The sequence below is a fragment of the Sporomusaceae bacterium genome (assembly GCA_031460455.1).
Classification (GTDB): Bacteria; Bacillota; Negativicutes; order Sporomusales; family UBA7701; genus Anaeroselena.
The window spans coordinates 81,568-103,004 of the sequence record JAVKTQ010000012.1; the positions used below are offsets into that span (position 1 = coordinate 81,568).

At 63.0% G+C, this 21,437-nt stretch carries 20 protein-coding genes; 10 read left to right on the top strand and 10 right to left on the bottom strand.

Annotated elements, in window-relative coordinates; all coding sequences use genetic code 11:
- Window positions 1-49: 49 nt before the first annotated feature.
- From RIN56_15825 to RIN56_15855, 7 genes are all read left to right on the top strand, one after another.
- Complete coding sequence (locus RIN56_15825; GenBank protein MDR7868266.1) at window positions 50-1,570, top strand: ABC transporter ATP-binding protein; 1,521 nt, start codon at window positions 50-52, stop codon at window positions 1,568-1,570.
- A gap of 1 nt (window position 1,571) precedes the next feature.
- The gene (locus tag RIN56_15830; GenBank protein MDR7868267.1) at window positions 1,572-2,636 is read left to right on the top strand and encodes an ABC transporter permease; all 1,065 of its coding nucleotides are present in this window, start codon (window positions 1,572-1,574) and stop codon (window positions 2,634-2,636) included.
- Between the two features lies 1 nt (window position 2,637).
- On the top strand, window positions 2,638-3,582 hold the full coding sequence (locus RIN56_15835) for an ABC transporter permease (GenBank protein MDR7868268.1): 945 nt from the start codon (window positions 2,638-2,640) through the stop codon (window positions 3,580-3,582).
- Between the two features lie 71 nt (window positions 3,583-3,653).
- Complete coding sequence (locus RIN56_15840) at window positions 3,654-4,109, top strand: CoA-binding protein (GenBank protein MDR7868269.1); 456 nt, start codon at window positions 3,654-3,656, stop codon at window positions 4,107-4,109.
- Between the two features lie 153 nt (window positions 4,110-4,262).
- Window positions 4,263-4,634: a hypothetical protein gene (locus tag RIN56_15845; GenBank protein MDR7868270.1), complete on the top strand. Its 372-nt coding sequence runs from the start codon at window positions 4,263-4,265 to the stop codon at window positions 4,632-4,634.
- Between the two features lie 118 nt (window positions 4,635-4,752).
- Window positions 4,753-5,004 carry a hypothetical protein gene (locus RIN56_15850; GenBank protein ID MDR7868271.1) on the top strand — a complete coding sequence of 84 codons (252 nt, stop codon included), beginning with the start codon at window positions 4,753-4,755 and terminating at the stop codon, window positions 5,002-5,004.
- 41 nt (window positions 5,005-5,045) lie between these two features.
- Window positions 5,046-5,186, top strand: a complete 141-nt coding sequence (locus RIN56_15855) for a hypothetical protein (GenBank protein ID MDR7868272.1) — start codon at window positions 5,046-5,048, stop codon at window positions 5,184-5,186.
- A gap of 723 nt (window positions 5,187-5,909) precedes the next feature.
- Here the strand turns inward: RIN56_15855 and RIN56_15860 are convergent.
- From RIN56_15860 to RIN56_15890, 7 genes are all read right to left on the bottom strand, one after another.
- A complete protein-coding gene (locus tag RIN56_15860; protein ID MDR7868273.1) occupies window positions 5,910-6,512 on the bottom strand; it encodes a molybdenum cofactor guanylyltransferase in 603 nt (200 codons plus the stop codon).
- A gap of 14 nt (window positions 6,513-6,526) precedes the next feature.
- Window positions 6,527-7,324, bottom strand: coding sequence for a formate dehydrogenase accessory protein FdhE (gene fdhE / locus RIN56_15865; protein MDR7868274.1), 798 nt, complete (start codon window positions 7,322-7,324; stop codon window positions 6,527-6,529).
- Window positions 7,325-7,387: 63 nt separating this feature from the next.
- Window positions 7,388-8,047, bottom strand: coding sequence for a formate dehydrogenase subunit gamma (locus tag RIN56_15870; GenBank protein MDR7868275.1), 660 nt, complete (start codon window positions 8,045-8,047; stop codon window positions 7,388-7,390).
- Complete coding sequence (locus RIN56_15875; protein ID MDR7868276.1) at window positions 8,044-8,877, bottom strand: 4Fe-4S dicluster domain-containing protein; 834 nt, start codon at window positions 8,875-8,877, stop codon at window positions 8,044-8,046. The genes RIN56_15870 and RIN56_15875 overlap by 4 nt, the downstream gene beginning before the upstream one ends.
- A gap of 2 nt (window positions 8,878-8,879) precedes the next feature.
- Window positions 8,880-11,873: a formate dehydrogenase-N subunit alpha gene (gene fdnG / locus RIN56_15880; GenBank protein MDR7868277.1), complete on the bottom strand. Its 2,994-nt coding sequence runs from the start codon at window positions 11,871-11,873 to the stop codon at window positions 8,880-8,882.
- A 36-nt stretch (window positions 11,874-11,909) separates the two neighbouring features.
- Window positions 11,910-13,763 (bottom strand): aldehyde ferredoxin oxidoreductase family protein, encoded by a 1,854-nt coding sequence (locus tag RIN56_15885; GenBank protein MDR7868278.1) that lies wholly within the window; start codon window positions 13,761-13,763, stop codon window positions 11,910-11,912.
- 15 nt (window positions 13,764-13,778) lie between these two features.
- Window positions 13,779-14,048 carry a MoaD/ThiS family protein gene (locus tag RIN56_15890; protein MDR7868279.1) on the bottom strand — a complete coding sequence of 90 codons (270 nt, stop codon included), beginning with the start codon at window positions 14,046-14,048 and terminating at the stop codon, window positions 13,779-13,781.
- A 342-nt stretch (window positions 14,049-14,390) separates the two neighbouring features.
- On the opposite strand from RIN56_15890, the gene RIN56_15895 reads away from it, so the two are divergent.
- The 3 genes from RIN56_15895 (at window position 14,391) to RIN56_15905 (ending at window position 19,404) form a co-directional block, all read left to right on the top strand.
- Complete coding sequence (locus RIN56_15895; GenBank protein ID MDR7868280.1) at window positions 14,391-16,397, top strand: serine hydrolase domain-containing protein; 2,007 nt, start codon at window positions 14,391-14,393, stop codon at window positions 16,395-16,397.
- A gap of 91 nt (window positions 16,398-16,488) precedes the next feature.
- Entirely contained in the window at window positions 16,489-17,379 is an 891-nt protein-coding gene (locus RIN56_15900; protein ID MDR7868281.1) for a proline iminopeptidase-family hydrolase, read from the top strand.
- Between the two features lie 18 nt (window positions 17,380-17,397).
- Window positions 17,398-19,404 (top strand): serine hydrolase domain-containing protein, encoded by a 2,007-nt coding sequence (locus RIN56_15905; protein ID MDR7868282.1) that lies wholly within the window; start codon window positions 17,398-17,400, stop codon window positions 19,402-19,404.
- A 64-nt stretch (window positions 19,405-19,468) separates the two neighbouring features.
- On the opposite strand, the gene RIN56_15910 is transcribed toward RIN56_15905, so the two are convergent.
- Genes RIN56_15910 through RIN56_15920 form a run of 3 tightly spaced genes read right to left on the bottom strand, consistent with a single transcriptional unit; the run spans window position 19,469 to window position 21,394 of the window.
- On the bottom strand, window positions 19,469-20,305 hold the full coding sequence (locus RIN56_15910) for a 5'-nucleotidase (GenBank protein MDR7868283.1): 837 nt from the start codon (window positions 20,303-20,305) through the stop codon (window positions 19,469-19,471).
- Complete coding sequence (locus RIN56_15915) at window positions 20,289-20,720, bottom strand: hypothetical protein (protein ID MDR7868284.1); 432 nt, start codon at window positions 20,718-20,720, stop codon at window positions 20,289-20,291. The genes RIN56_15910 and RIN56_15915 overlap by 17 nt, the downstream gene beginning before the upstream one ends.
- A 38-nt stretch (window positions 20,721-20,758) precedes the next feature.
- A complete protein-coding gene (locus RIN56_15920) occupies window positions 20,759-21,394 on the bottom strand; it encodes a DUF3298 and DUF4163 domain-containing protein (protein ID MDR7868285.1) in 636 nt (211 codons plus the stop codon).
- Between the last annotated feature and the right edge of the window lie 43 nt (window positions 21,395-21,437).

Here is a 21,437-nt window from a genome sequence, read left to right on the forward strand (position 1 = left end):
CCGCGTTTATGTGGCGCGGTTATTAGCGGGATGGGGGGGGGGTGGCGGCTTGGCGTATGTCGTGGAAATGCAGGGCATCCGCAAGGAGTTCGCGGGCATCGTTGCCAACGACGACATCACTTTGGCCGTCCTGGGCGGCGAGATCCACGCGCTGCTGGGCGAGAACGGCGCAGGCAAGTCTTCGCTGATGAATATTCTGTTCGGCCTGTATCAGCCTGACGGCGGCCGGATACTGGTGCGCGGGCGAGAGGTGCGGATCGACGGCCCGAACGTCGCCAAGAAGCTGGGGATCGGTATGGTCCATCAGCATTTTCAGCTTGTGCACAATCTGACTGTTGCCGAGAATATCGTCCTGGGGATCGAGCCAGGCAGGTTCGGCGTCGTCGACACCAAGGCGGCGGGCAGGCGGATACGGGAGCTGTCGGCGCGCTACGGGTTGAACGTCGACCCGGAGGCGAAGATCGAGGATATTTCCGTGGCCATGCAGCAGCGGGTGGAGATTTTGAAGATGCTGTACCGCGACGCGGCGATCATGATTTTCGACGAGCCGACGGCGGTGCTGACGCCGCAGGAGATCGCCGAGCTTATCGCGATAATGAAAAACTTCGCCGCCGAGGGAAAGGCGATCATCTTTATCACCCACAAGCTGAAGGAGATAATGGCGGCTGCCGACCGCTGCACGGTTATCAGGCGCGGACGCCGCGTGGGCACGGTGGCGGTGGCGGCAAGCGGCGAGGAGGAGCTGGCCGAGATGATGGTCGGCCGCCGGGTGCTGCTGAAGGTGGAAAAGAAGCGGCGCTCGCCGGGCGAGGCTATCCTGGAAATCGAGAACCTCACCGTCCTCAGCCACAAAAGGCTGCCGGCGGTGAAAAACTTTTCGCTCAGCGTGCGCGGCGGCGAGATCGTCGGCCTCGCCGGTGTAAGCGGCAACGGGCAGGCGGAACTTGTGGAGGCGATAACCGGCCTCCGGGGGATACAGGCGGGACGGATACTGCTGGGAGGCGAAGATATTTCGTCCCTGACGGTGAAGGCGAGGATCGGGGCCGGTCTGGCCCATGTGCCGGAGGACCGTCATAAACGCGGCCTGGTGCTCGACTACAGTGTGGAGGATAATCTGGTGCTGGAGGTGTACGACCGGCCGCCGTTTTCCCGCGGCGGCGTGCTGAGGAGGCCGGCGATCCGGCGCTACGCCGAGGAGATAATGGCGCAGTTCGACGTCCGCGCCCCGCTGGGAGCGGCAACGGCCGCCAGGTCGCTGTCGGGCGGCAATCAGCAGAAGGCGATAATCGGGCGGGAGATAAGCCGCGACCCCAAGGTGCTGATCGCCGTCCAGCCGACGCGCGGGCTGGATGTCGGCTCGATCGAGTATATCCACCGGCGGCTTATTGCCCAGCGGGACGCCGGGCGGGCGGTGCTGCTGGTGTCGCTTGACCTGGAGGAGATATTGACTCTTTCCGACCGCATCGCCGTTATCAGCCACGGGGAGCTTGCCGGCCTGGTGAGGGCGGAGGACGCCGACGAGAACGATCTCGGCCTGATGATGGCCGGCATCCGGAAGGGGGCGGGCTGATTTGCCGATCTTCGACCGGCGCAGCCGCAAGGAGGCCCTGCTGCTGGTGCTGACCATCCTGGCGGGCCTGGCGGCCGGGGCTGTGCTGATGCTTTTGACCGGCAACGACCCGGCCGCCGGCTACGGTTATTTGTTCCGCGGCGGGCTGATGAGCCTGGAACGGGCGGGCAATACGCTGGCGACGGCGGCGCCGCTGATCTTTACCGGGCTGTCGGTGGCTGTCGCTTTTAAGACCGGGCTTTTCAATATCGGGGCAGCCGGCCAGATGCTGATCGGCGGCTTTTGCGCCGTCGCCGTGGGGCTGACGGCGGATTTCCCCAGGCCGCTGCTGCTGGCGGCGATGACCGCGGCGGCAGCTGTGAGCGGCGGGGTGTGGGCGGCGGCGGCCGGCTGGTTTAAAGCCAGGTTCAACGTGCACGAGGTGGTTTCGACGATAATGCTGAACTGGATAGCGTACTGGCTGGTGTACTATCTGGTGCCGGCTTATTTTAAAGGCCCGTTCGCGACCGAATCGCGCAATATTCCGGCGGCGGCTTCGCTCCGCACCGACTGGCTTTCCGGGCTGTTCGACGGCTCGTACATCAATCTGGGCATTTTCCTGGCGATCGCCGCCGTGCTGCTGTGCGCGTTTTTGCTGCAGCGGACGACGCTGGGTTTCGCGCTGAAGGCAGTGGGCTTCAACCGCCTCGCGGCGGAGTATGCGGGGATCGATGCCGGCCGCAGCATCGTGGCGGCGATGGCGCTAGCCGGGGCGCTGGCCGGGCTGGGCGGGATGACGCTGTACTGCGGCTATGCCGCCAGCCTGCAGATTGGGGTGCTGCCGTCGCAGGGCATCGACGGGATCGCGGTGGCGCTGCTGGCGTCCAATTCGCCGTGGGGGGTGCTGGCGGCGGCGCTGTTTTTCGGCGTGCTGTATTCCGGCAAGGGGTTCATGAACGCGATGACCAGCATTCCGCCGGAAATCGCCGATACGATTATCGCCACCATTATCTATTTTGCGGCGACGAGCGCGCTGATGGAGAAGGGCGTCGACAAGGTCGTGAAGCGGCTGAAGGGAGGGGTCTGACGTGTGGGAGCTTGTTGAGCGGATCTCGCCTTATGCGGTCGCATTCACCGTGCCGCTGCTGATAACGGCGACCGGCGGTCTGTACTCCGAGCGCAGCGGCGTGATCAACATCGGGCTGGAGGGCCTGATGGTCGTCGGGTCTTTTGCGGCGGCGCTGACGATAGCCGCGCTGCAGCCGGTCATGGGCGGCGAGGCGCTGTGGCTGGGGCTGCTGGCGGCGGTGGCGGCGGGGGCGCTGTTTTCGCTGCTGCATGCGTTCGCGAGCGTCAGCCTGCACGCCAACCAGGTGATCAGCGGAACGGCCATTAATATGATCGCCGGGGCGCTCACGGTGTTCATCGCCCGCAACGTGACCGGCAGCGGCAACATCCAGGTAAGCCCGTTCGCCCGCTTCGACATTCCGGGGCTGAGCGATTTCCCGGTGGTTGGGAAGCTGCTGTTCGCCAATACCTATCCGACGACCTGGCTTTGTCTGCTGATTTTCGCGGCGGCTTATTTCGTCCTGTACAGGACGGTTTTCGGGCTGCGCCTGAGGGCTTGCGGGGAGCATCCCCAGGCGGTGGCCTCGGCGGGGGTGGACGTCGGGCGGATACGCTATGCGGCGGTGGTGATATCGGGCGCCTGCGCCGGACTGGGAGGGGCCATCGTGCTGACGACGTTTTCGGGGGAGTTTAACGGCACGGTCTTCGGGCTGGGCTTCCTGGCGCTGGCGGCACTGATCTTCGGGCAATGGAAACCGCTCGGCATTCTGGGGGCGACTTTTTTCTTCGGCTTCGCCAGCACGGTCGCGACGTCGGCCCAGGCTATTCCGGCGCTGGCGTATATTCCCGGCGTGGCGCTCAAGACTTTCCCGTATGTCTTGACGCTGCTCGTGCTGGTGGTGTTCTCGAAAACGACCCGGCCGCCGCGCGCGTCCGGCGAGCCCTTCGAGCCGGGGAAACGCTAGCGGCGCGGCCGGGGAGACGGAAGAGATAAGATGACAGGGAAATGGCGTGGGACTGCGGCCCAAGGCATATAATGAAGGAAACGGAAAGGATGATGGGGATGGCGCGGTTGACACGGGATTTTTTCGAGAGCGGCGAGGTGCTGTTTGTCGGCTTTTCGAGCCGGAACGCCGGCTTCAGCCGCAAGCTTTACAATGCCTTCACGGCGGCGGGGATAAAGGTCTATCCGCTGAATCCCAAGGGGAGCGCCGATCCGGCGGTGAAGGTGTACCGCAGCCTGGACGAACTGCCGGCCGTCCCGGAGGCGGCGTACGTACTGCTCGGCGGCGGCAAGGCCGGGGGTCTCGTCCGCGAGCTGGCGGCGGGCGGCGTGAAGCGCATCATGTTCCACCTCGGCAAGACGGCGGACGCGGCCGTGCTGGAGGAGTGCCGGGCGCTCGGGGTGGAGACGGCGGTGGCCTGCCCGCTGATGCTGCTCGGCGGCGGCATCCACCGGCTGCACGGCTGGCTGGCCGGCGTGCGGCGGTAGGATGGATAGGACGAAAGCCCCGGTCGGGAGGTACCCGGCCGGGGTTGTGTTTTTGCGGGTAAGGGCAAGCAGGATAAAAGAACGGCATGCCGAAGGAGTTTGTGCGAGCGTTGGGGGCTAATGTCTACGCAAATTGTGGTGGGAGGCGTCGATATGAAAAAAAGGGTTGCCTGGTTACTGGTGCTCTGCCTGATCGTCCTGGCAAATACGGCGTTCGCCGCGAACTGGGTATATGTTTGTCAAGATGATACATTTGGCTTCCCCGTATACATCGATAGCGAATCGGTGGTCAAAGACGGCGACAAGCTGAGCTTCTGGTGGGAGATAGTGGAGACCGATAAGACGAAGAATGTGTGGAAAATCGAGGCCACGTTGGCAAGCCCCCGCATGTACCGGGAAATATACGACTGGGGCGCCAGCGGCTGGAGAAAGGTGCGGGCCGGCTCCGACCACGACAAAGCAATCACAGCCGCGCTCAAGTATGCCAAAGAAGGCAAAGACAGCGGACAAAAGCCCACGCCATAGATTGCCGCCGTGGGTAGGGGTGCGAACAGACCGGCCGGGAGGTACCCGGCCGGTCTTTGTATCTATCGCCGCTTTTCTACCTACACTATGGATAAAGCTTGGGAAAGGTGGTTGCGCGATGCCGGTATACAGGGTATTTGTGGACGACGAGGATACGGGGGACTATGTTACGGCCTCCAGCCCCGAAGACGCTTACATGGATGTGGCCGCGGCGTGGCCGCTCACGTACGAATCGAAAGTGCGGCTGGAACAGGTCGATTCTCCCGAGGGCCGGCCGGGCTTGCCCGCAGGGCGGCGGACGATAGCGGACGCGGGGCTGTCTCTGCCGGAGCAGGAGCTGAAGCTGCCCGGCCCGCGGCAGGAGGGGTAAGCTGGCGTCTCAGGTGATTTCGCAAGACAGGGGATGGTTTCGTGGGGGATTCGTTCAAGATCGTGCCGACCAAGGACACGGCCAACACGCGGGTGAGCGGCCAGAAGTTCGCCGATTACCGCGGCCCCGACGGCGGCGGCCCGACCGTGCGGCGCAAAACGCCAGCGGGCAGGGGGAAGTGAGGGGGAGCTACAAAGACCGGCCGGGAGATGCTCGGCCGGTCTTTGTTTGGGTGTGTGGGGGTAATGGCCGGCCGCTTATCCGTCGCTGGCAGCCGGTACTGCCCTTCGAGGGCCGCAGGCTTCTTGCTCGTCCTCCGGGCGAACGCGCCGTACGGCTTGGGCCTTCGCCGCGAGCACCGTCGCCTACGGGCGTCCATGCCCGAAGGCTCCTCGCGCGTCCGTCCATGGACGCGCGCACCCGCAGGGGGTAGGCCGCAGTTCTAAGCGCTAAAGCGCCAAGAACATGCGCACTGCGGCGGCGTGCGGCCCTGCGCCAACGGCGCGTATTCGCCCTTCGCAATGAGCAAGCGCGCCTGCGACCCTCGAAGGGCAAGCCTTCAAAATTCTCCCTCAATATTTTGTCCATGTTTGGCGGGGGCGGCGCTGGGTGCGGCCCCGTATAGCGAGCGGAGGCGGCGGCCGCTACTTAGCGAGAGAGCCGGTAGCAGCACCGCGCGAGCGGCCATGGACGGCCGCGAGAACCGACAAATGAACATGGAAGTGATTTTGGCGGTGGCGCGGTGCTGTCGGCGACGAGCTTACGTAAGACCGCCGCCGGAGCGTGGGGCAATCCAGCGCCGCCCCCCGCCGGCTAGATAAGCCCGGAGAACGAGGAAGAGAACCTGTAGGTTTCGAGGAAAGAGAAAAAAACCCGACTGGAATTTACTCCGGCCGGGTCTTTCGTTATTTTACCAGTTCCTGCGCCCGTTCGAGGTCTTCGGGGGTGTTGATGTTGATGAAGGCGGTGTCGTCGGGGAGGAGGGCGCGGATTTCGGTTTCTTGGAGGTAGCGGACGTTGACTTGGGGGAAGAAGGAGATGACGCGCCGGTCGCCGCGGGCTAGGCACGCTTCGGCGGGCGCGAGGCAGGCCGCCGAGTAGATGGTGTGCAGCGGCTCGGGGCGCTCGCCGAACTGCGGCATGACGACGTCGAAGCCGGGGGCGAGGGCGGCCATGTGGCGGACGAGCTCGGGACTGATGAACGGCATGTCGCAGCCGAAGACGAAGATGCGTTTGGCCGGCCATTGTTTGAGAGCGGCGTGGATGCCGCCCAGCGGCCCCATGTCGCGGTAGAGGTCGCTTACCGCCGGCAGGCCGAGGTAGGCGTATTCCTTGGGGGTGTTGGTCACCAGCAGGGGCGGGAGGGAGAAGAGGGCGGCGACTTTTTCGGCGATGATGTCGATGAGCTTTTTGTCGCCGAGGGTGATGAAGGATTTGTTGCGGCCCATGCGGCTGCTTTTGCCGCCGGCCAGGATCACCGGGGCGATGCCCGCAAGTTCCTTGTGCATTCCTTTCGCCTGCCTTAGTTGACGTTATCCGGCGTTAACCAGCCGGCCCGTTCGAAAACGGCGAACATCGCCGGATGCAGGCCGCTTTCCCGCGCGGCGAGGTCGAGCTCCCAGGTTGTGAGGTAGTGGAGGGGGTAGGTGACGATGTCGGGGATGGTTTCGCGCATGTCGGCGACTTTGAGGTAGTGGCCGCATTCGTCGCAGGTTTCGATGAACCAGTCGGGCAGGTCGTCGGCGGACAGGACGGTGGCGCCCCGCTCGGCGACGTGGCCGCACAGCCCGCAGGCCGTCCGCAGGTAGATCCAGGCGGTGTGGCAATGGCTGCAGACAAGGTTCTTCTTGCCGGAGGCGGCGATGAGGCCCATGCCGGCGGGAGCGCCGCAGATGGGGCAGTAGGGTTCGAGCCAGTTGATGGTTTCTTCGTCGCCGGCGACGAGTGTTTCGCAGTAGGAGGCGAGGGCGGAATGGACTTCGGCGAGCACGAAGCCGGCTTCGTCGGGGGTGAGGGCGAGGTCGGCGGCCAGGGGAACGGTCTCGCCCCAGGAGACGGTGCGGGGGACGAGGCCCATGGCGCGACAGAAGGTTTTCGCGAGCGCGTCCAGGTCGCCTGCGCCTAAACGGATTTGCTCATAGGCGAATAACGGTTTTCCCTGGTCGATATTTTGCGGGAAAGCCGAGGTTTTCAGTTTTTGCAGCGCGTCCATCCGGGAGAACAACCCGAAGAGCTCGTCGCGGGCTTTGTTGTACTTCTCCCAGAAGGGGAGGTTGCCTGTGAGGAAGGGGTATTTGGCGCCGAAGTCTTTTAGCTGCATTATTTTCTCCTCATTTCTGACAGGGAAGAAGGCGGGAAGAGGGTAAGTCTTCCCGCCTGCCGTTTATTGGGACGATTTGGCTTTCATTTCCTTGTACCATTTTTCGTTGTGGCCCTTGGCGAATTCCTCGTCGATGTAACCGCTGCCCATCATGGTGTAGAATTCTTTGCTGGAGACGGGGTGGATGGCGGCGAGGTAGGCGTGGACGATGACGCCGCAGCCGAGGAAGATGCCGACGGCCGCATGGATGAGGATGGCCCAGCGCACGACCGCGGGGGGCATGCTGGCGTAGAAGAACATCGCCAGGCCGGTGGCGGCCAGGATGCAGGAGAGGCCGATGACCATCCAGCCGAGGGATTTCTGGCCGGCGTTGTACTTGTCCTGGGGCGGCGGGGTGCCTTTGATGAACGGCGCCAGGTAGCCGCCGGCGATCTTGAACCAGGCGATGTCGTCCTTGGTGATGTTGCCGATGACTTTGAGGAATTTGACGAACAGTTTGGGATAGAGGGCGATGTAGACGAGCGGGGCGATGAAGTACACCCAGCCGAGGTATTTGTGGACGGTGGCGGCGTTCTTGAGGCCGCCGAAGGGGAGGGCGAGGAAAGCGAGGTTTTTGTTGAAGACGGCCAGCCCGGAGAGGAGCAGGAGGACAAAGACGATCAGGTTGACCCAGTGGAAGATGCGGGTCGGTTTTTCGTGTTTCAAGATGTACCCTGGTTTCATCCTTTCATCTCCTCCTTCCCTTTGCTGTCGTCGCCGCCGTGGTGGTGATGGTCGTCCCTGGCCTGGCGGCGGGCCAGCAGGTAGTGGCCCGCGGCCGCGCCGACTGCGCCGGCGAGCATCAGGAGGCCCATCGGGTTGAAGAGGTCTTTCCAGACGAACAGCTCGAGCGGCATGGTCGGGTTGGCCGGCAGCCCGTAGCTGGCGGGCGGGTACTTGAGGACGGACATGACCCCGAGACCGCCGAGGACCTTTTCGCCGTAGAGGTTGGCGTCTTTGTGGCCGCGCGTCTTGAGCCAATCGACCCGCTTGTGGGCTTTGGCGACGAGGGCGTCGCGGTCGCCGAATTCGAGGGCGCCGGCGGGGCAGGTTTTGACGCAGGCCGGGGTGGAGGTTTTCTGCTTGTCGTCGCCGTGCTCGGTGCGGCTGAAGCACATGTCGCATTTGTTGACATGTTTGCCGATGGCCGGGACGGTGAAGGGGCAGGCGCTGTGGCAGTAGCCGCAGGCGATGCATTTGGCGGCGTCGACGGCGGTGATGCCTTTGTCGGTCTTGCTGAGCGCGCCGCTGGGGCAAACCTTGACGCAGGCCGGCTCGCCGCAGTGGTAGCACTGGACTTTAAGGATGTTGAGCTGGGGGATGGTGTCCTGCTCGAAGTTTTCGTAGAAGCGCATGATGGTGCGCGTGTCGGGGCTGAGGGAGGGGGGGTTCTGGTAGCTGCCGGTGAAGGTGGTGCGCGTCGCTTGTTCTTCGTTCCACTGCTTGCAGGCGATCTGGCAGCCGTGGCAGCCGACGCATTTGGAGCTGTCGAAGAGATACGCCAGTCTGGCCATTGCTACGCCCTCCTTACGTTGACCATGAAGGCCTTGTACTCTGGTATCCGTACGTTGGGATCACCGGCCTGGGGGGTGAGCATGTTGGCGCTGGTGACGGTGTTGGCCAGGCCGGAGGGGTCTTCGCCGAAGAAGCCGTAGTTCCAGGGGATGCCGACGACATGGCATTTCTTGCCGTCGATGACCATCGGCTGGAGGCGCGGGGTGACAAAGGCCTTGACCTTGATCTTGCCGCGGGCGGAGGAGACTTCGACGTATTCGCCGTTCTTGATGCCCTTGGCTTTGGCCAGCTCGGGGTCGATTTCCAGGAAGGTTTCGGGCATGGCTTCGGTGGTGGTGAGGAGCTTGCGGGTGATGTTGCCGGTCTGGTAGTGTTCGGCAACGCGGTAGGTGGTGCAGATGTAGGGGAATTCTTCGCCGCCGACGGCTGCCCATTTGTCGCGGTCGGATTTGTAGGTGACAGCCAGCGGGTTGTTCTGAACCGGGCCCATGGCGTTTTTCACCGGCGATTCCATCGGTTCGTAGTGCTCGGGGAAGGGGCCGTCGCTGGTCATGCCGCCGGGAGCGAACAGGCGGCCGAGGCCGTAGGGGACCATGATGAAGGGGGCCGTGCCCAACGGGTCGGTCGGCGCCCTGGTGCCGATGAAGTCGGGGACGTCGATGCCGGTCCATTTCTTGCCGGCGGCGTCCCAGTGGACGAGGTACTTTTTGTCGCTGAACGGTTTGCCGTCAAGGTCGCAGGAGGCGCGGTTATAGAGGATGCGACGATTCATCGGCCAGGCCCAGCCCCACTCGAGGTTAAGGCCGATGCCCTGTTTGTCGGGCTTGCGCCGCTTGGCGAGGTTGCCGGCCGGCGGGTACATGCCGCAGTAGATCCAGCTGCCGCTGGCGGTGGAGCCGTCGGCTTTGAGGGTGGCGAAGCCGGGGAGCTGTTGCTTGGTTTTGACGTCCCAGCCGTTCATTTCTTTGAAGACTTCGTCAGCGTTGTAGTGTTCGCCGCCATAGCCCCAGGTGATGTCGAGGATGGGGCCGGGGAAGACGGCGTTGGCGTCGGCGGCATAGAGCTTTTTGAGCTCCTTGATGAGCATGTACATGACGGCGCCGTCTTCCTTGCAGTCGCCGATGGGGTCGACGGAGCGGTAGCGCATCTGCAGCCAGCGGCTGGTGTTGGTGGCTGAGCCGTCTTTTTCGACCATCGAGGCGGCGGGGAGGAGGAAGACTTCGGTTTTGATGTTCTTGGGGTTGGCGCCAGGGCGCTTCCAGAAGCGGTGGGTTTCGGATTCGAACAGGTCGATGCCCATCATCCAGTCGAGCTTTTCGAGGCCGGCGGCGGTTTTTTCGAAGTTCGGCCCGGAGACGAGCGGGTTCATGCCCCACAGCAGCAGGCCTTTGATTTTGCCGGCGTACATGTCGTCGAAGATGTCCATGAAGCTGTGCGGGCGCGAGAACTTGGGCAGGTAGTCGAAGCAGAAGTCGTTCTCGGGCTGGGCCTTGTCGCCCCACCACGCTTTGAGGAGGCTGACGGCGAATTTCGGGGTGTTTTCGGCAAAGCTGTTTTTGACGGTGATTTTTTCGAGGTAGGTTTTGAGGTCAGGGTGGGCGGCCGCGCCCGGCGCCGCCAGGTAGCCCGGCAGGTTGCCGAACAGCAGGCCGGCGTCGGTGGAGCCCTGGACGTTGGCTTCGCCGCGCATGGCGTTGACGCCGCCGCCGGGGAGGCCCATGTTGCCCAGGAGCAGTTGGACGATGGCGAAGGCGCGGATGTTTTGCACGCCTTTGGTATGCTGGGTGAGACCCATGGCGTAGAGGAGGGTGCCGGATTTGTCGGGCACGCCGGTGGCGGAGTAGGCGGCGGCGATCTTCAGGAAGAGGTCTTGCTTCATGCCGGTGACTTTTTCGACCAGCGCCGGGGTGTAACGGGAGTAGAACTGGGTCATGCGCTGGAAGACGCAGTCGGGGCTCTGGAGGGTGGGGTCGGTGAGCGGCGCGCCGTCAGGGCCGGTCTGGTACTGCCAGGTGGCATAGTCGTATTTCTTCTTGGCGTTGTCCCAGCCGCTGAAGTAGCCGTCCTTGAAGGCGAACTCGGGTTTGAGGAGGTAGCTGGCGTTGGTGTAGTTTTTGACGTAGGGTTCGAAGTATTTTTTGTTGGTGAGGATGTAGTTGACCAGGGCGTTGAAGAAGACGATGTCGGTGCCGGGACGGATGGGGGCGTAGATGTCGGACAGCACCGAGGTGCGGGTGTAGCGGGGGTCGACGGAGATGACGATGCCGCCTTTTTCCCGCGCCTGGTTGATGAAGCGGGCGACGCCGGGATGGTTTTCGGCGGGGTTGCCGCCGCAGACCATGATGACGTCGGCATTGGCTACGTCGGGGATGGAGTTGGTCATGGCGCCGCGGCCGAAAGATGGTGACAAACTTGCCACCGTGGAGGAGTGTCAGATACGGGCCTGGTGTTCCAGGCCGACAATGCCGAGTGCGCGGGCGAACTTCGCCAGCAGATAGTTTTCATCCGTGTCGTGGGACGCTCCGCCCAGTTGTACGAGCGCCTCGGTGCGGTTGACCGCTACGGCGCCTTCCCTGAGTTTGAAGCTGGCGTCACGGGTTTGCTTGATGCGTTTGGCGATTTCCGGGATGGCCCAGCTCCATTCTTTTTCTTCCCATTTGTCGGAGTTGGCGGCCCGGTAAAGGACTTTTTTGAGCCGGCGGGGGCTGGCGTAGACCTCGTAGGCCGACGAGCCTTTGCCGCACAGGCCTCCCTGGTTGTTGGGGTTGTCGGGGTCGCCTTCGACGTTGACGACTTTGCCGTCCTTGGCGTAGACGAGCAGGCCGCAGCCGACGCCACAGTAGATGCAGATCGAGGGGCTGACCTTGGTGTCTTTGAGGCGGTAGGGGCGCGGGGCGGCGATGGCGGGTACGGCGAGGTTGCCGTTCCATACGGTTGCTGCACCGGCACCGGCCGCCATCAGTTTAAGAAAGGTTCTTCTGCTGACGGTTCCCAAGTTTTCTCCTCCTTTGAAGCGTTATATATTTTAAATTTAGTATTCGCACAGTTCCAGCCGCGAGAGGGTGTCCGGCGAGGGCCGTCCTTCCCCGTCCCAGCCGCGGGCCTGGTAGTATTCCTGGAGCATCGCCGCGAGCGGCGGCAGGTTGCCGGCCGCTCCGCCGTCGGGACGCGGCTCTTCGAGGATGTGGCGCGGCAGGGTGTCGTCGGCGCGGCCGATGCCGCACCTGATGTTGTAGAGGCGCTTGAGGTTGAAGATGCGTTCCCCGGTGGCCAGCATTTCCTCGACGGTGTAGTCGAAGCCGGTGAGGCAGTTGAGCCATTCGGTGATTACGGTGAGGTTGACGCCGCCGTAGAGGAGGAATTTGCACAGTTTCATGGAGTCCATCAGGCACATGATGTCCTGGAGGCGGGCCTGGATGTCGCCCTGGTTGTTTGTGCGGAAGCGGTCGAGGATTTTGGTGATGCCGATTTCGGGCATGGTGGCGGCTTTTTCGAAGAAGTAGCTGCCGCCCTGGAGGTGGCACGCGCCCCGGTTGGAGGTGGCGTAGCCGAGGGCCATGGAGTTGAAGGCCCGCGGGTCGTGGGCCGGCATTTCGAGGCCTTTGACGTGGAAGGCGCATTCGTGGGCCCGGCCGCCGATGATTTCGGCGGCGCGCCTGACGCCGAGGCCGAGCACGCGGCCGATGCCCTCGCGGCGGCCGATGGCGTGGATGAGCCACAGCATCGCCTCGGCGTTGCCCCACACTGGCAGGTGACCGGGGGCGACGGGGCCGCCGTGGAGCCTTTCGAGGTCGACGAAGCCCTTTTCGTACAGGTCCATGAGGAAGGCGATGGACGCGCCGGTGGAGATGGTGTCGATGCCGTAGCGGTTGCACAGTTCGTTGGCCTGGGTGATGGCTTCGAGGTCGTCGATCAGGCATGCGCCGCCGAACATGCCGAGGGTTTCGTATTCCGGGCCGGCGCCGTCGACGCTGCCGTAGCGGCTCTTGTTTTTGACGGTGCGGCGGCAGCCGACGGGGCAGGACTGGCATTTGCTGCGGCCGGTTTTCATGGTGGCGCTCATCGTTTGCCCGGATATTTTTTCGACCGCCGGCCAGCTGCCCTGCGACCAGTTTTTCACCGGCATGTCGCCGATGCGCTCGAAGCCGGTGATGCCGCCGGCTGTGCCGTATTCCTGGAGAGCGGCGGTGCGTTTTTCGATGGTGGCGGCGAGGGCTTCGATGCTGCGTTCGAGACGCTGCCGGTCGTGGACGGGGACGGGACGGTCGCCGGCAACGACGATGGCTTTGAGCCGCTTGGAGCCCATGACGGCCCCAAGGCCGCCGCGGCCGGCGGTATGGGCTTTGCGGCCTTCGGTGACGATGGTGGCCATCAGGACCTGGTTTTCGCCGGCCGGGCCGATGGCGGCGACGGTGACGTCGGGGCCGTGGATGTTTTTGAGGGCGGCGTCGGTGTCGTAGATGTCCAGCCCCCACAGATCGAATGCGTCAAATATTTCGACAATTCCGTCGTGGACGTACAAATATACTGGCCTAGTGGTCTGACCTAAAATAATTATGCCGTCATAACCCGATGCTTTTAGCACCGTCCCCCACTTTCCGCCGGCGTCGGCTTCGCCGTATATGCCGGTGAGGGGCGATTTGGTGACGACCTGGTGGCGGCCGGCGCCGGGAATGAAGGAACCGGTCATCGGGCCGGTCGTAAAGATGAGCGGGTTGTCCGGGCCGAGCGGGTCGACGTCGGGCACCGAATGCTCGAAGAGAAGCTTCGCGCCCAGGCCGCTGCCGCCAATCCAGGTGCGGCATTCTTCCCGGGTGAGCTCCTTCCAGGAGACGGTTTTAGCCGTTAAGTTCACATAGGCGAGCTTGTTGTTGTATCCGCCCACGGTGGCGCCTCCGCATCATCCGCCCATTATCGGGGGAATAAATTCCAGTTCGTCGGTGTCGTCGAGTCTGTCGTCGGGGTTGAGCAGATACCGGCCGTTTTTGAACGCCATCCAGACGTAGGGCACGAAGCCGTCGGCCGTGCCGTCGCGGAAAACCTCGGTATGGGAGAAGCGGCCGGCCAGGATGGCGACGATTTCGTCGACCGTGAGCGGCTGCGGAGCGTCGATGGTGCATTCCCCGGCGCCCAGGCGTTTCGCTAGCGGGCTGGCAAATCTGATGCGCATCTTCATACCTCTCGTAAACCGGCAAACGCGCCGGATGAGTTTGTGAAAAAATTCGCAATATCCTGCTGATTTCGGAGTTTTGCTTAATATTTCTCTGCCTTACGATAATCTCCTCTAAATAGAAGCAAAAATTGGCCATTAACAAACGCAATTGCCATCAAAGGATTTTTTGGGCATCACCAAACCCGATTGCCATCAAAGCGGGAGACGGTAAGAGGGGTTTGTCAATCCCACGCCGCAAAGGAGGAGGATTTGAGGCAGTGGCATGGAAAGATATTGATGGCGGGAAATGTCGGAACATTTGGAAAGATGGCAGATAGACGATTTTTGGAGGTGCAAGTGATGAAACGGTTTTTCGGGGCCGGCTTGGTGCTGGTCTGCCTGCTGGCGGTTTGTCTGCCCCTGGCGTCGGCCGGGGATGGCGGGACGGCCAAGGTGACCGCCCGCACGGAGATCTGGAAGGACATCAATGCCGGGGCTACCGGCAGCGCGGCCGTCGCCATCATGGACGACGGGAAGTTCGTTTATTCCGAGGGCTTCGGGATGGCCGACCGCGAGAAAGGCATCCCGGTCGACAGGCATACCATTTTCAATATGGGCTCGGTGAGCAAGGTTTATGTGGCGACGGCGATCATGCTGCTGGTCGACGAGGGCAAGGTGGATCTCGACCAGCCGGTGACAAGGTATCTGCCCGAATTTACGATGGCGGACGAGCGCTACAAGGACATTACGGTGAGGATGACGCTCAACCATACCTCAGGCATACCGGGCACGACCGGAGCGAATAATTTCGGGTTCGCTTTTAATAAGGACGTTTACAAGGATACGCTGGACACGCTGGCGCTGTCCAACCTGAAGCACCGGCCGGGCGAGATGAACCCGTACTGCAACGACGGGTTCACATTGGCGGAGATGATCGTCGTCAGGGTCTCGGGGCAGAGCTTCCCGGATTTCCTGAATGAGCGGGTATTAAGGCCGCTGGGGATCAGCAACACCGGGCCGGGTGTCGGCATGAGGCAGGAGACGAAAACGGTGAGGGCGGCGAAGTATTATCCGCCCGGCAGGCTGCACGCCGAGCCGCTGGAGGTGCTTTCGGTGCTGGCGGCGGGCGGGCTGTCGGCGTCGGCGGAGGATCTGTGCCGGTTCGCCGATTCGTTCGCGGGAAAAGGCCCGCAGATATTGTCGGCCAAGGCGCTGGCGGAGATCAAGAAGGTGCAGTCGCCCGAGTTCAACGGCAAGCTGCGCGGCCCCGATGTGAGCTTCGGGCTGGGCTGGGACGTGACCGACCACGAACGCTACCGGGTTCAGGGGATAAAGGTGCTCGGCAAGAGCGGCGGTACGGGGACTTATACCACGATGATGTTTGCCGTGCCTGACAAGCGGATCGCGGTGGCGGTGATCGCCAGCGGAGCGCGGAGCGGCGCGATCGCCATCGCCGACAGGGTGCTGGAAGCGTATCTTGTCGACAAGGGGCTTATGAAGAAAGAAGTCAAGGCTGTGACGCCGCCGGTCAAAGCGCAGCCCGCGCCCGAATCGCTCAGGGCTTTTGCGGGCTACTACGCCACCGGCAACGCGCTGTATAAAGTGGCGCTCGATATAGAAAAGGGCGCTCTGACCGTCTACAACGTGGCCGGCGAGACGGAGACCCCGGTGGTGACGGGGGTATACAACAACGGCTATTTCCACGCAAAAGGGGAAATGCTGTATTTTACGGTTTCCGGCGACCGGCGTTATTTGGCGAAGCACGATCCGGCCTGGATGGTGGATACGATCAGCAGCGAAAAAATCGAGCCTGTTGCCGCGCCGGTAAAGCTGGCGGCCCAGGTCGAAGGCCGGAAATGGCTGCGGCGGAACGCGAAACCTTTTGAGGGCTCGATGGGCGTGGCCGATTATGTCGTCGAAGGCGGCCTGATCAAGGCGCTGCCGGGCTATATCGAGTTTGGCGGCGTGAAGAGGATCGAGTCGCCGCTTTTCGCCGGGATGCCGGTCAAGTCGATGCGCGATTTATCGGAGCTCCGCCTGGTCGACAGGGACGGACGGCTGTGGGCGTGGTGCAACGGGGCGCTGTTCATGCCTGCCGATATGGCGGCAACGCTGGAGGACGACAAGGCGACCGGCGTGATTGGCGCGGACGGGTTTGCCGAATGGCTGAAGGTGACCGAGGACAGCGTGCTGAGCTTTGCGAAACCGGCGCAGGGCCGGGTGCTGGTGTACGACGCCGCAGGGGCGCTGCTGTATGACAGCGTGTTGGACAGCGGCGAGGTGTTTGTGGCCGCCGGCGGCTTCGTGGCGATGACCGGCAACGCCGGGGATGCCTTTACGGTGATGGCGAAGGCGGCCGGCAATTAGGAACTGATTAAGCCGGCCCCGGCCAGGCGTGCTGCGCCAGGACGGGGCCGTTCTTTCGGTAAAAATTATGTGGCAGGAGGCGTGACAAGATATGGGGATAACGGCGGCGACGGAGGGGAAGATAGCGGTCAGCGGCGGGCAGGTGTGGTACCGGATCGTCGGACGGGAGAAGGCCGGGGCGCCTGTGCTCATGGTGCACGGAGGACCGGGGGCGCCCCACGATTATCTGGAGCCTTTGGCGGCGTTGGCCGACGAGCGGCCGGTGGTTTTTTACGACCAGCTGGGCTGCGGCAATTCCGACCGACCGGACGACCCGTCGCTGTGGACGACCGCTCGGTTCGTGGAGGAGCTGGCGGCGGTGCGGGCGGCGCTCGGTCTGGGTGAGGTGCATATCCTCGGTCAGTCGTGGGGTACGATGCTGGCAGTCGAGTATATGCTCGCCAAGAAGCCCGGCGGGGTCCGCAGCCTGGTGCTGACGGCGCCCTTTCTGAGCGCTCCGCTGTGGATCGCCGACCAGCGCGCTTATCTCGCCGCCATGCCGGACGAGGTGCGGCAGGTGGTGGCGGCGGCCGAAGCGAAGGGCGATTACGAATCGCCCGCGTATCAGGAGGCGGTGATGGCGTTTTACCGGAAGCACCTGTGCCTGCTCGATCCGTGGCCTGAGCCGGTGCAGCGGACATTTGAAAAGATGGGGGTGCCGGTTTACCTGAGCATGTTCGGGCCGAGCGAGTTCACCGCGACCGGCAGCCTGAAGGATGCCGACCTTGTCGGCCGCCTCGGGGAGATAACCGTCCCGGTGCTGTTCACCTGCGGCAGCCAGGACGAGGCGACGCCGGCGACGACGCGGCTGTACCAGCGAGCGCTGCCCGGGTCGGAGCTTGTGGTGTTCGCCGATACTTCCCACCAGCATCACCTGGAAAAACCCGACGAATACCTAGCGGCGGTGCGCGGCTTTCTGGCGCGGACCGAGGGCAGGAAGTAGATTAAGGAGGTGCAATTGATGCGGAAAGTGATAGGGATATTATGCCTGGCGATGTGCGTGCTGGTGGCGGGCGCAGCGCCGGCATGGGCCGGCGGCGCCGATGGCGGCAGCGCGGTGACCGTCGCTCGCACGGAGATGTGGAAGGACATAAACTCCGGGGCTATCGGCAGCGCCGCCATAGCTATCATGGATGACGGAAAAATCGTGTACTCCGAGGGTTTCGGCATGGCCGACCGCGAGAAGAGCGTCCCGGTCGACAAGAACACCGTCTTTAACATCGGCTCGGTGAGCAAGATGTATGTGACGACGGCGATCATGCTGCTCGTCGACGAGGGCAAGGTCGATCTCGACAAGCCGGTGACCAGGTATATCCCGGAGTTTAAGATGGCAGACGAGCGCTATAAGGATATCACGGTGAGGATGACGCTCAACCACACGTCGGGGCTGCCTGGCACAACCGGGGCGAACAATTTCGGTTACTCTTTCAACAAGGATGTTTACAAGGACATCCTGGAAACGCTGGCCCTTTCGAACCTCAAGCATCAGCCGGGCGAAATGAACCCATACTGCAACGACGGCTTCACCCTGGCGGAAATGATTGTGGTCAGGGCTTCGGGGCAAAGCTTCATGGATTTTTTGCACGAACGGGTATTTAAGCCGTTGTCGCTGAACCATACCGGCCCGGGTGTCGGTATGTGGCTGGCGGGTACAGGGGTAAAGGCGGCAAAGTTCTACCCGCCGGGAAAAACGGCCAGCGAGCCGCTGGAAGTCCTGTCTGTCCTGGGAGCAGGCGGACTTTCGGCATCGGCCGAAGATTTATGCCGCTTCGCCGACACTTTCTCGGGGAAAGGCGCCCAGATTCTCTCGGCCAAGGCGCTTGACGAGATGAAGAAGGTACAGCCGGCCACGTTCCGGGGCAAACTCCGCGGCCCCGACATAAGCTGGGGACTCGGCTGGGATGTTGCCGAACATGTGCCGTTCAAGGAACAGGGGATCAAGGTTTTAGGCAAAGGCGGCAACAGCGGCACGTATACCGCGCAGGTGTTCGCCGCCCCCGACAAAAGGGTGTCGGTGGCCATAGTCTCCACCGGGAAGGCCGGCGGGGCCTTCGTTATCGCTGCCGATGTGCTGGCGGCTTATCTTGCCGACAAAGGCCTGATGAAAAGAACGGCCAAAGCGGTGACGCCGCCTGCCAAGGCTGAGCCGATCCCCGCGGAGATGAAGGCTTTTGAGGGTTACTATTTCAGCGGCGCCCTTACGAGAATCGCTTTCGATATGGAGAAAGGGACACTGACTGTTTATAAAGTGGAAGGCAAGACGGAAACGCCCCAGCTGTCGGCGGTTTATAACTCCGGCTATTTCCATAAGAGTGAGGCGAAGGTTTATTTCGCGGCTATCGACGGCAGGCGCTACTTTGTACAGCATGCTCCGTCATTCAAGGCGGATGCGATCAGCGGTGAAAAAATCGAGCCTGTGGCGGAGCCGAAAGAGCTGGCGATCGCGATCGACGGCCAGAAGTGGCTGAGACGGAACGCGAAAGCCTTCGAGGGATCGATGGCCGCGGCCGGTTATGTTGTCGAGTCTTATTCGATAGACGCACTGCCGGGCTACATCGATTTCGGCAGCGTTTTGAAAGTCGAGTCCCCCACCTTCGCGGGTATGGCGGTGAAGGCGCTGCGCGATCTGTCCGAACTCCGCCTGATCGAAAAAGAAGGCCGGATGTGGGCCTGGAGTGCCGGAGTGCTGTTTATGCCTGCCGATATGGCGGCAGCGCTGGAGAGCGGCAAGACGACCCATGCCATCGGCACGGACGGGTATAACGAATGGCTGAAGGTGGCGGAAGACTGCGTGCTGGGCTTCGAAAAGCCGGCGAAGGGCAGGGTGATCGTGTTCGATGCCGAGGGGACGGTGCTGTACGACAGCGCGGTGGATAGCGGCGAGGTGTTCGCGGCGGCCGGCGGTTTCGTGACGATCGTCGGCAACGCCGGGGATTCCTTCACGGTGACGGCAAAAGCCGTCGAGTGAGGCTATTTGGGGAGAATAAAGAGTTGGACCGTTATGGTCCAACTCTTTTGCTTGCAGGAGAGGCCTATTGAGCAGCCAGCGGCACGATCCGCGGCTGGGGGGTACGGTAGTTGTCCGGGATGTCTGGCCTGCCGTCGCCGTCGCGGTCGGGGAAGGCGCCGAGGTATATGGCGAGGGCCAGCCATTCTTTGACTTCCGGAGAGCCAGGGTCGGCGGTGCGGCGGACGACGAGCGCGCGGGGATCGGTGAGCGGGGTGCCTGCTGCGTCTTTGGGCTGGTAGGTCAGCCGGCCGCCGGTGGCGCGGGCGAGGAAGTCGCGCAGGTAATAGCCGTTGAGGTTTGTGCATACCCGGTACAGGCGGTTGTCGTCAAGCGGTTCGAGAGCACCGTCGCCGGTCTCGACCTCGACGGCGGCGACGCGGGCGAAGGGGGGCGCTCCTGGGTCGTAGGCGAAGCGCATGCCGCTGATTTGGAGGCGGGCATCTTCTTTCACGTCGGCGAGGGTGGCTTCGATTTCGAACAGGGAACGGATTTCACGACCGGTAAGCCAAAAAGTGACAAGCGGGTAGCCGGCCCGGCCGTCAAGGCCTATTCCTAACGGCAGAACGCGAAAGGCGTCGTCGACGGTGACGTGGCCGGCGGGCAGCGGGGCGCGGATGAGGCCGTAAGGGGTGACGGCAAGGGATATTTCGCGATAGCGGGGACCTTCTACGGCGCGCACGGCCGCCCGGTAGGCATCGGTGACGAGGTCGCCTTGGCCGGACAGGACGGCATCCGGCCGACCGCGATCCCAGTCGGGGGCGGGTAGGGCAAAGCGGCTGCTGGACAGGAACTGGCCTGTCTTATAACCAAAGGCGGCGAGATAGCTGCGGTCGATATCCTGGCTAAAGCCGGTGACCAATCTGGCGACGGAAGTGTTCTCTGCCGTCGGCGGTGAAGTCGAAGTCGTGATTGCCGAAGGTGGTGGCGTCGTAAGCGAGCGCACCCATGAGCACGAGTTCGGCCGAGCGGGTGGAGCGGATGGTGTGGAAGATTGTGCCCATGCTGAAGTCGCCGGCATCGAGCAGCAGCACCCGGTCTTCACGCCCGCGGCGCTCGGCGTCTATGGCTGCTGCTATTCTGGCGAGGCCGCCTGCACGGCCGGTTATGCCGTCGCCGCTCACGGGGGGGTACTCGGCGATATGGGAGTGGGTGTCGTGGGTGAAGAGGATGACGAGGTTGCCGGCCGCCCCGGCGGCGGAAACAGGAGTCGGCGAAGCCGCGGCGAACACGGTTGCCAGCAGGACAGCGGCAAACCAACGGCTTATTCTGTGCATGGGAGTGACTCCTCTCCTAAGTATGGGAGTGGGCGTTATCACCGGGCGCCGATGGACAGAGGAAACTCCAGGAAGCCGTATACGTACGGGGCGAGCTCATATAGCTGGAAGAAGACGACGGGCCGGCCGTCGGCGGCGAGGTAGAAGTCGGGGTTGTCGGCGACGCCTTTGAAGGGGGCGATGAGGGGGAGGTTGCGGTCTTTGAGCTGGGCGGCGATGGCGGCGTCGATTTTCTCGCGGCCGCCGCCGTCGTACGGGACGAGGTCGGGCAGGCGGTATTCGCGGCCGGTGGCGAGGTCGAAGGTGAGGCCGCGCATGTAGGTCATGCCGTGGGCGCCGCCCTGGTATACGTAGAAGGTCAGGGTGAGGCTGAGTTTGCCGTCGCCGTTGTGGCGGACGGCGTATCTGGCCATAGCGGTTTCGGTGAAAGGCCCGGAAGGGCCGGCTGCGACACCGGCGCGGAATCCCTCGACCCGCCGGGCGATGGCGGCGTTGATGATGTCTTGGGCCTTGGCGTCGGGCATGCCGATCACCCGCGGATATTGGAAATCGAGCACTCCCTGGTGAAGACTCTGGGTGACGACGGACACGGATTGGGGATGGGTTTCGGCGCCGGCCGCAGGCATTGCCAGGAGCAGGAGGGCGCAGGCGAGGATAGTTCTGGCGAGTTTCATTGTTACGGCACCCCTTTCGGCGAGTGTGCGGAGGATAAAAACT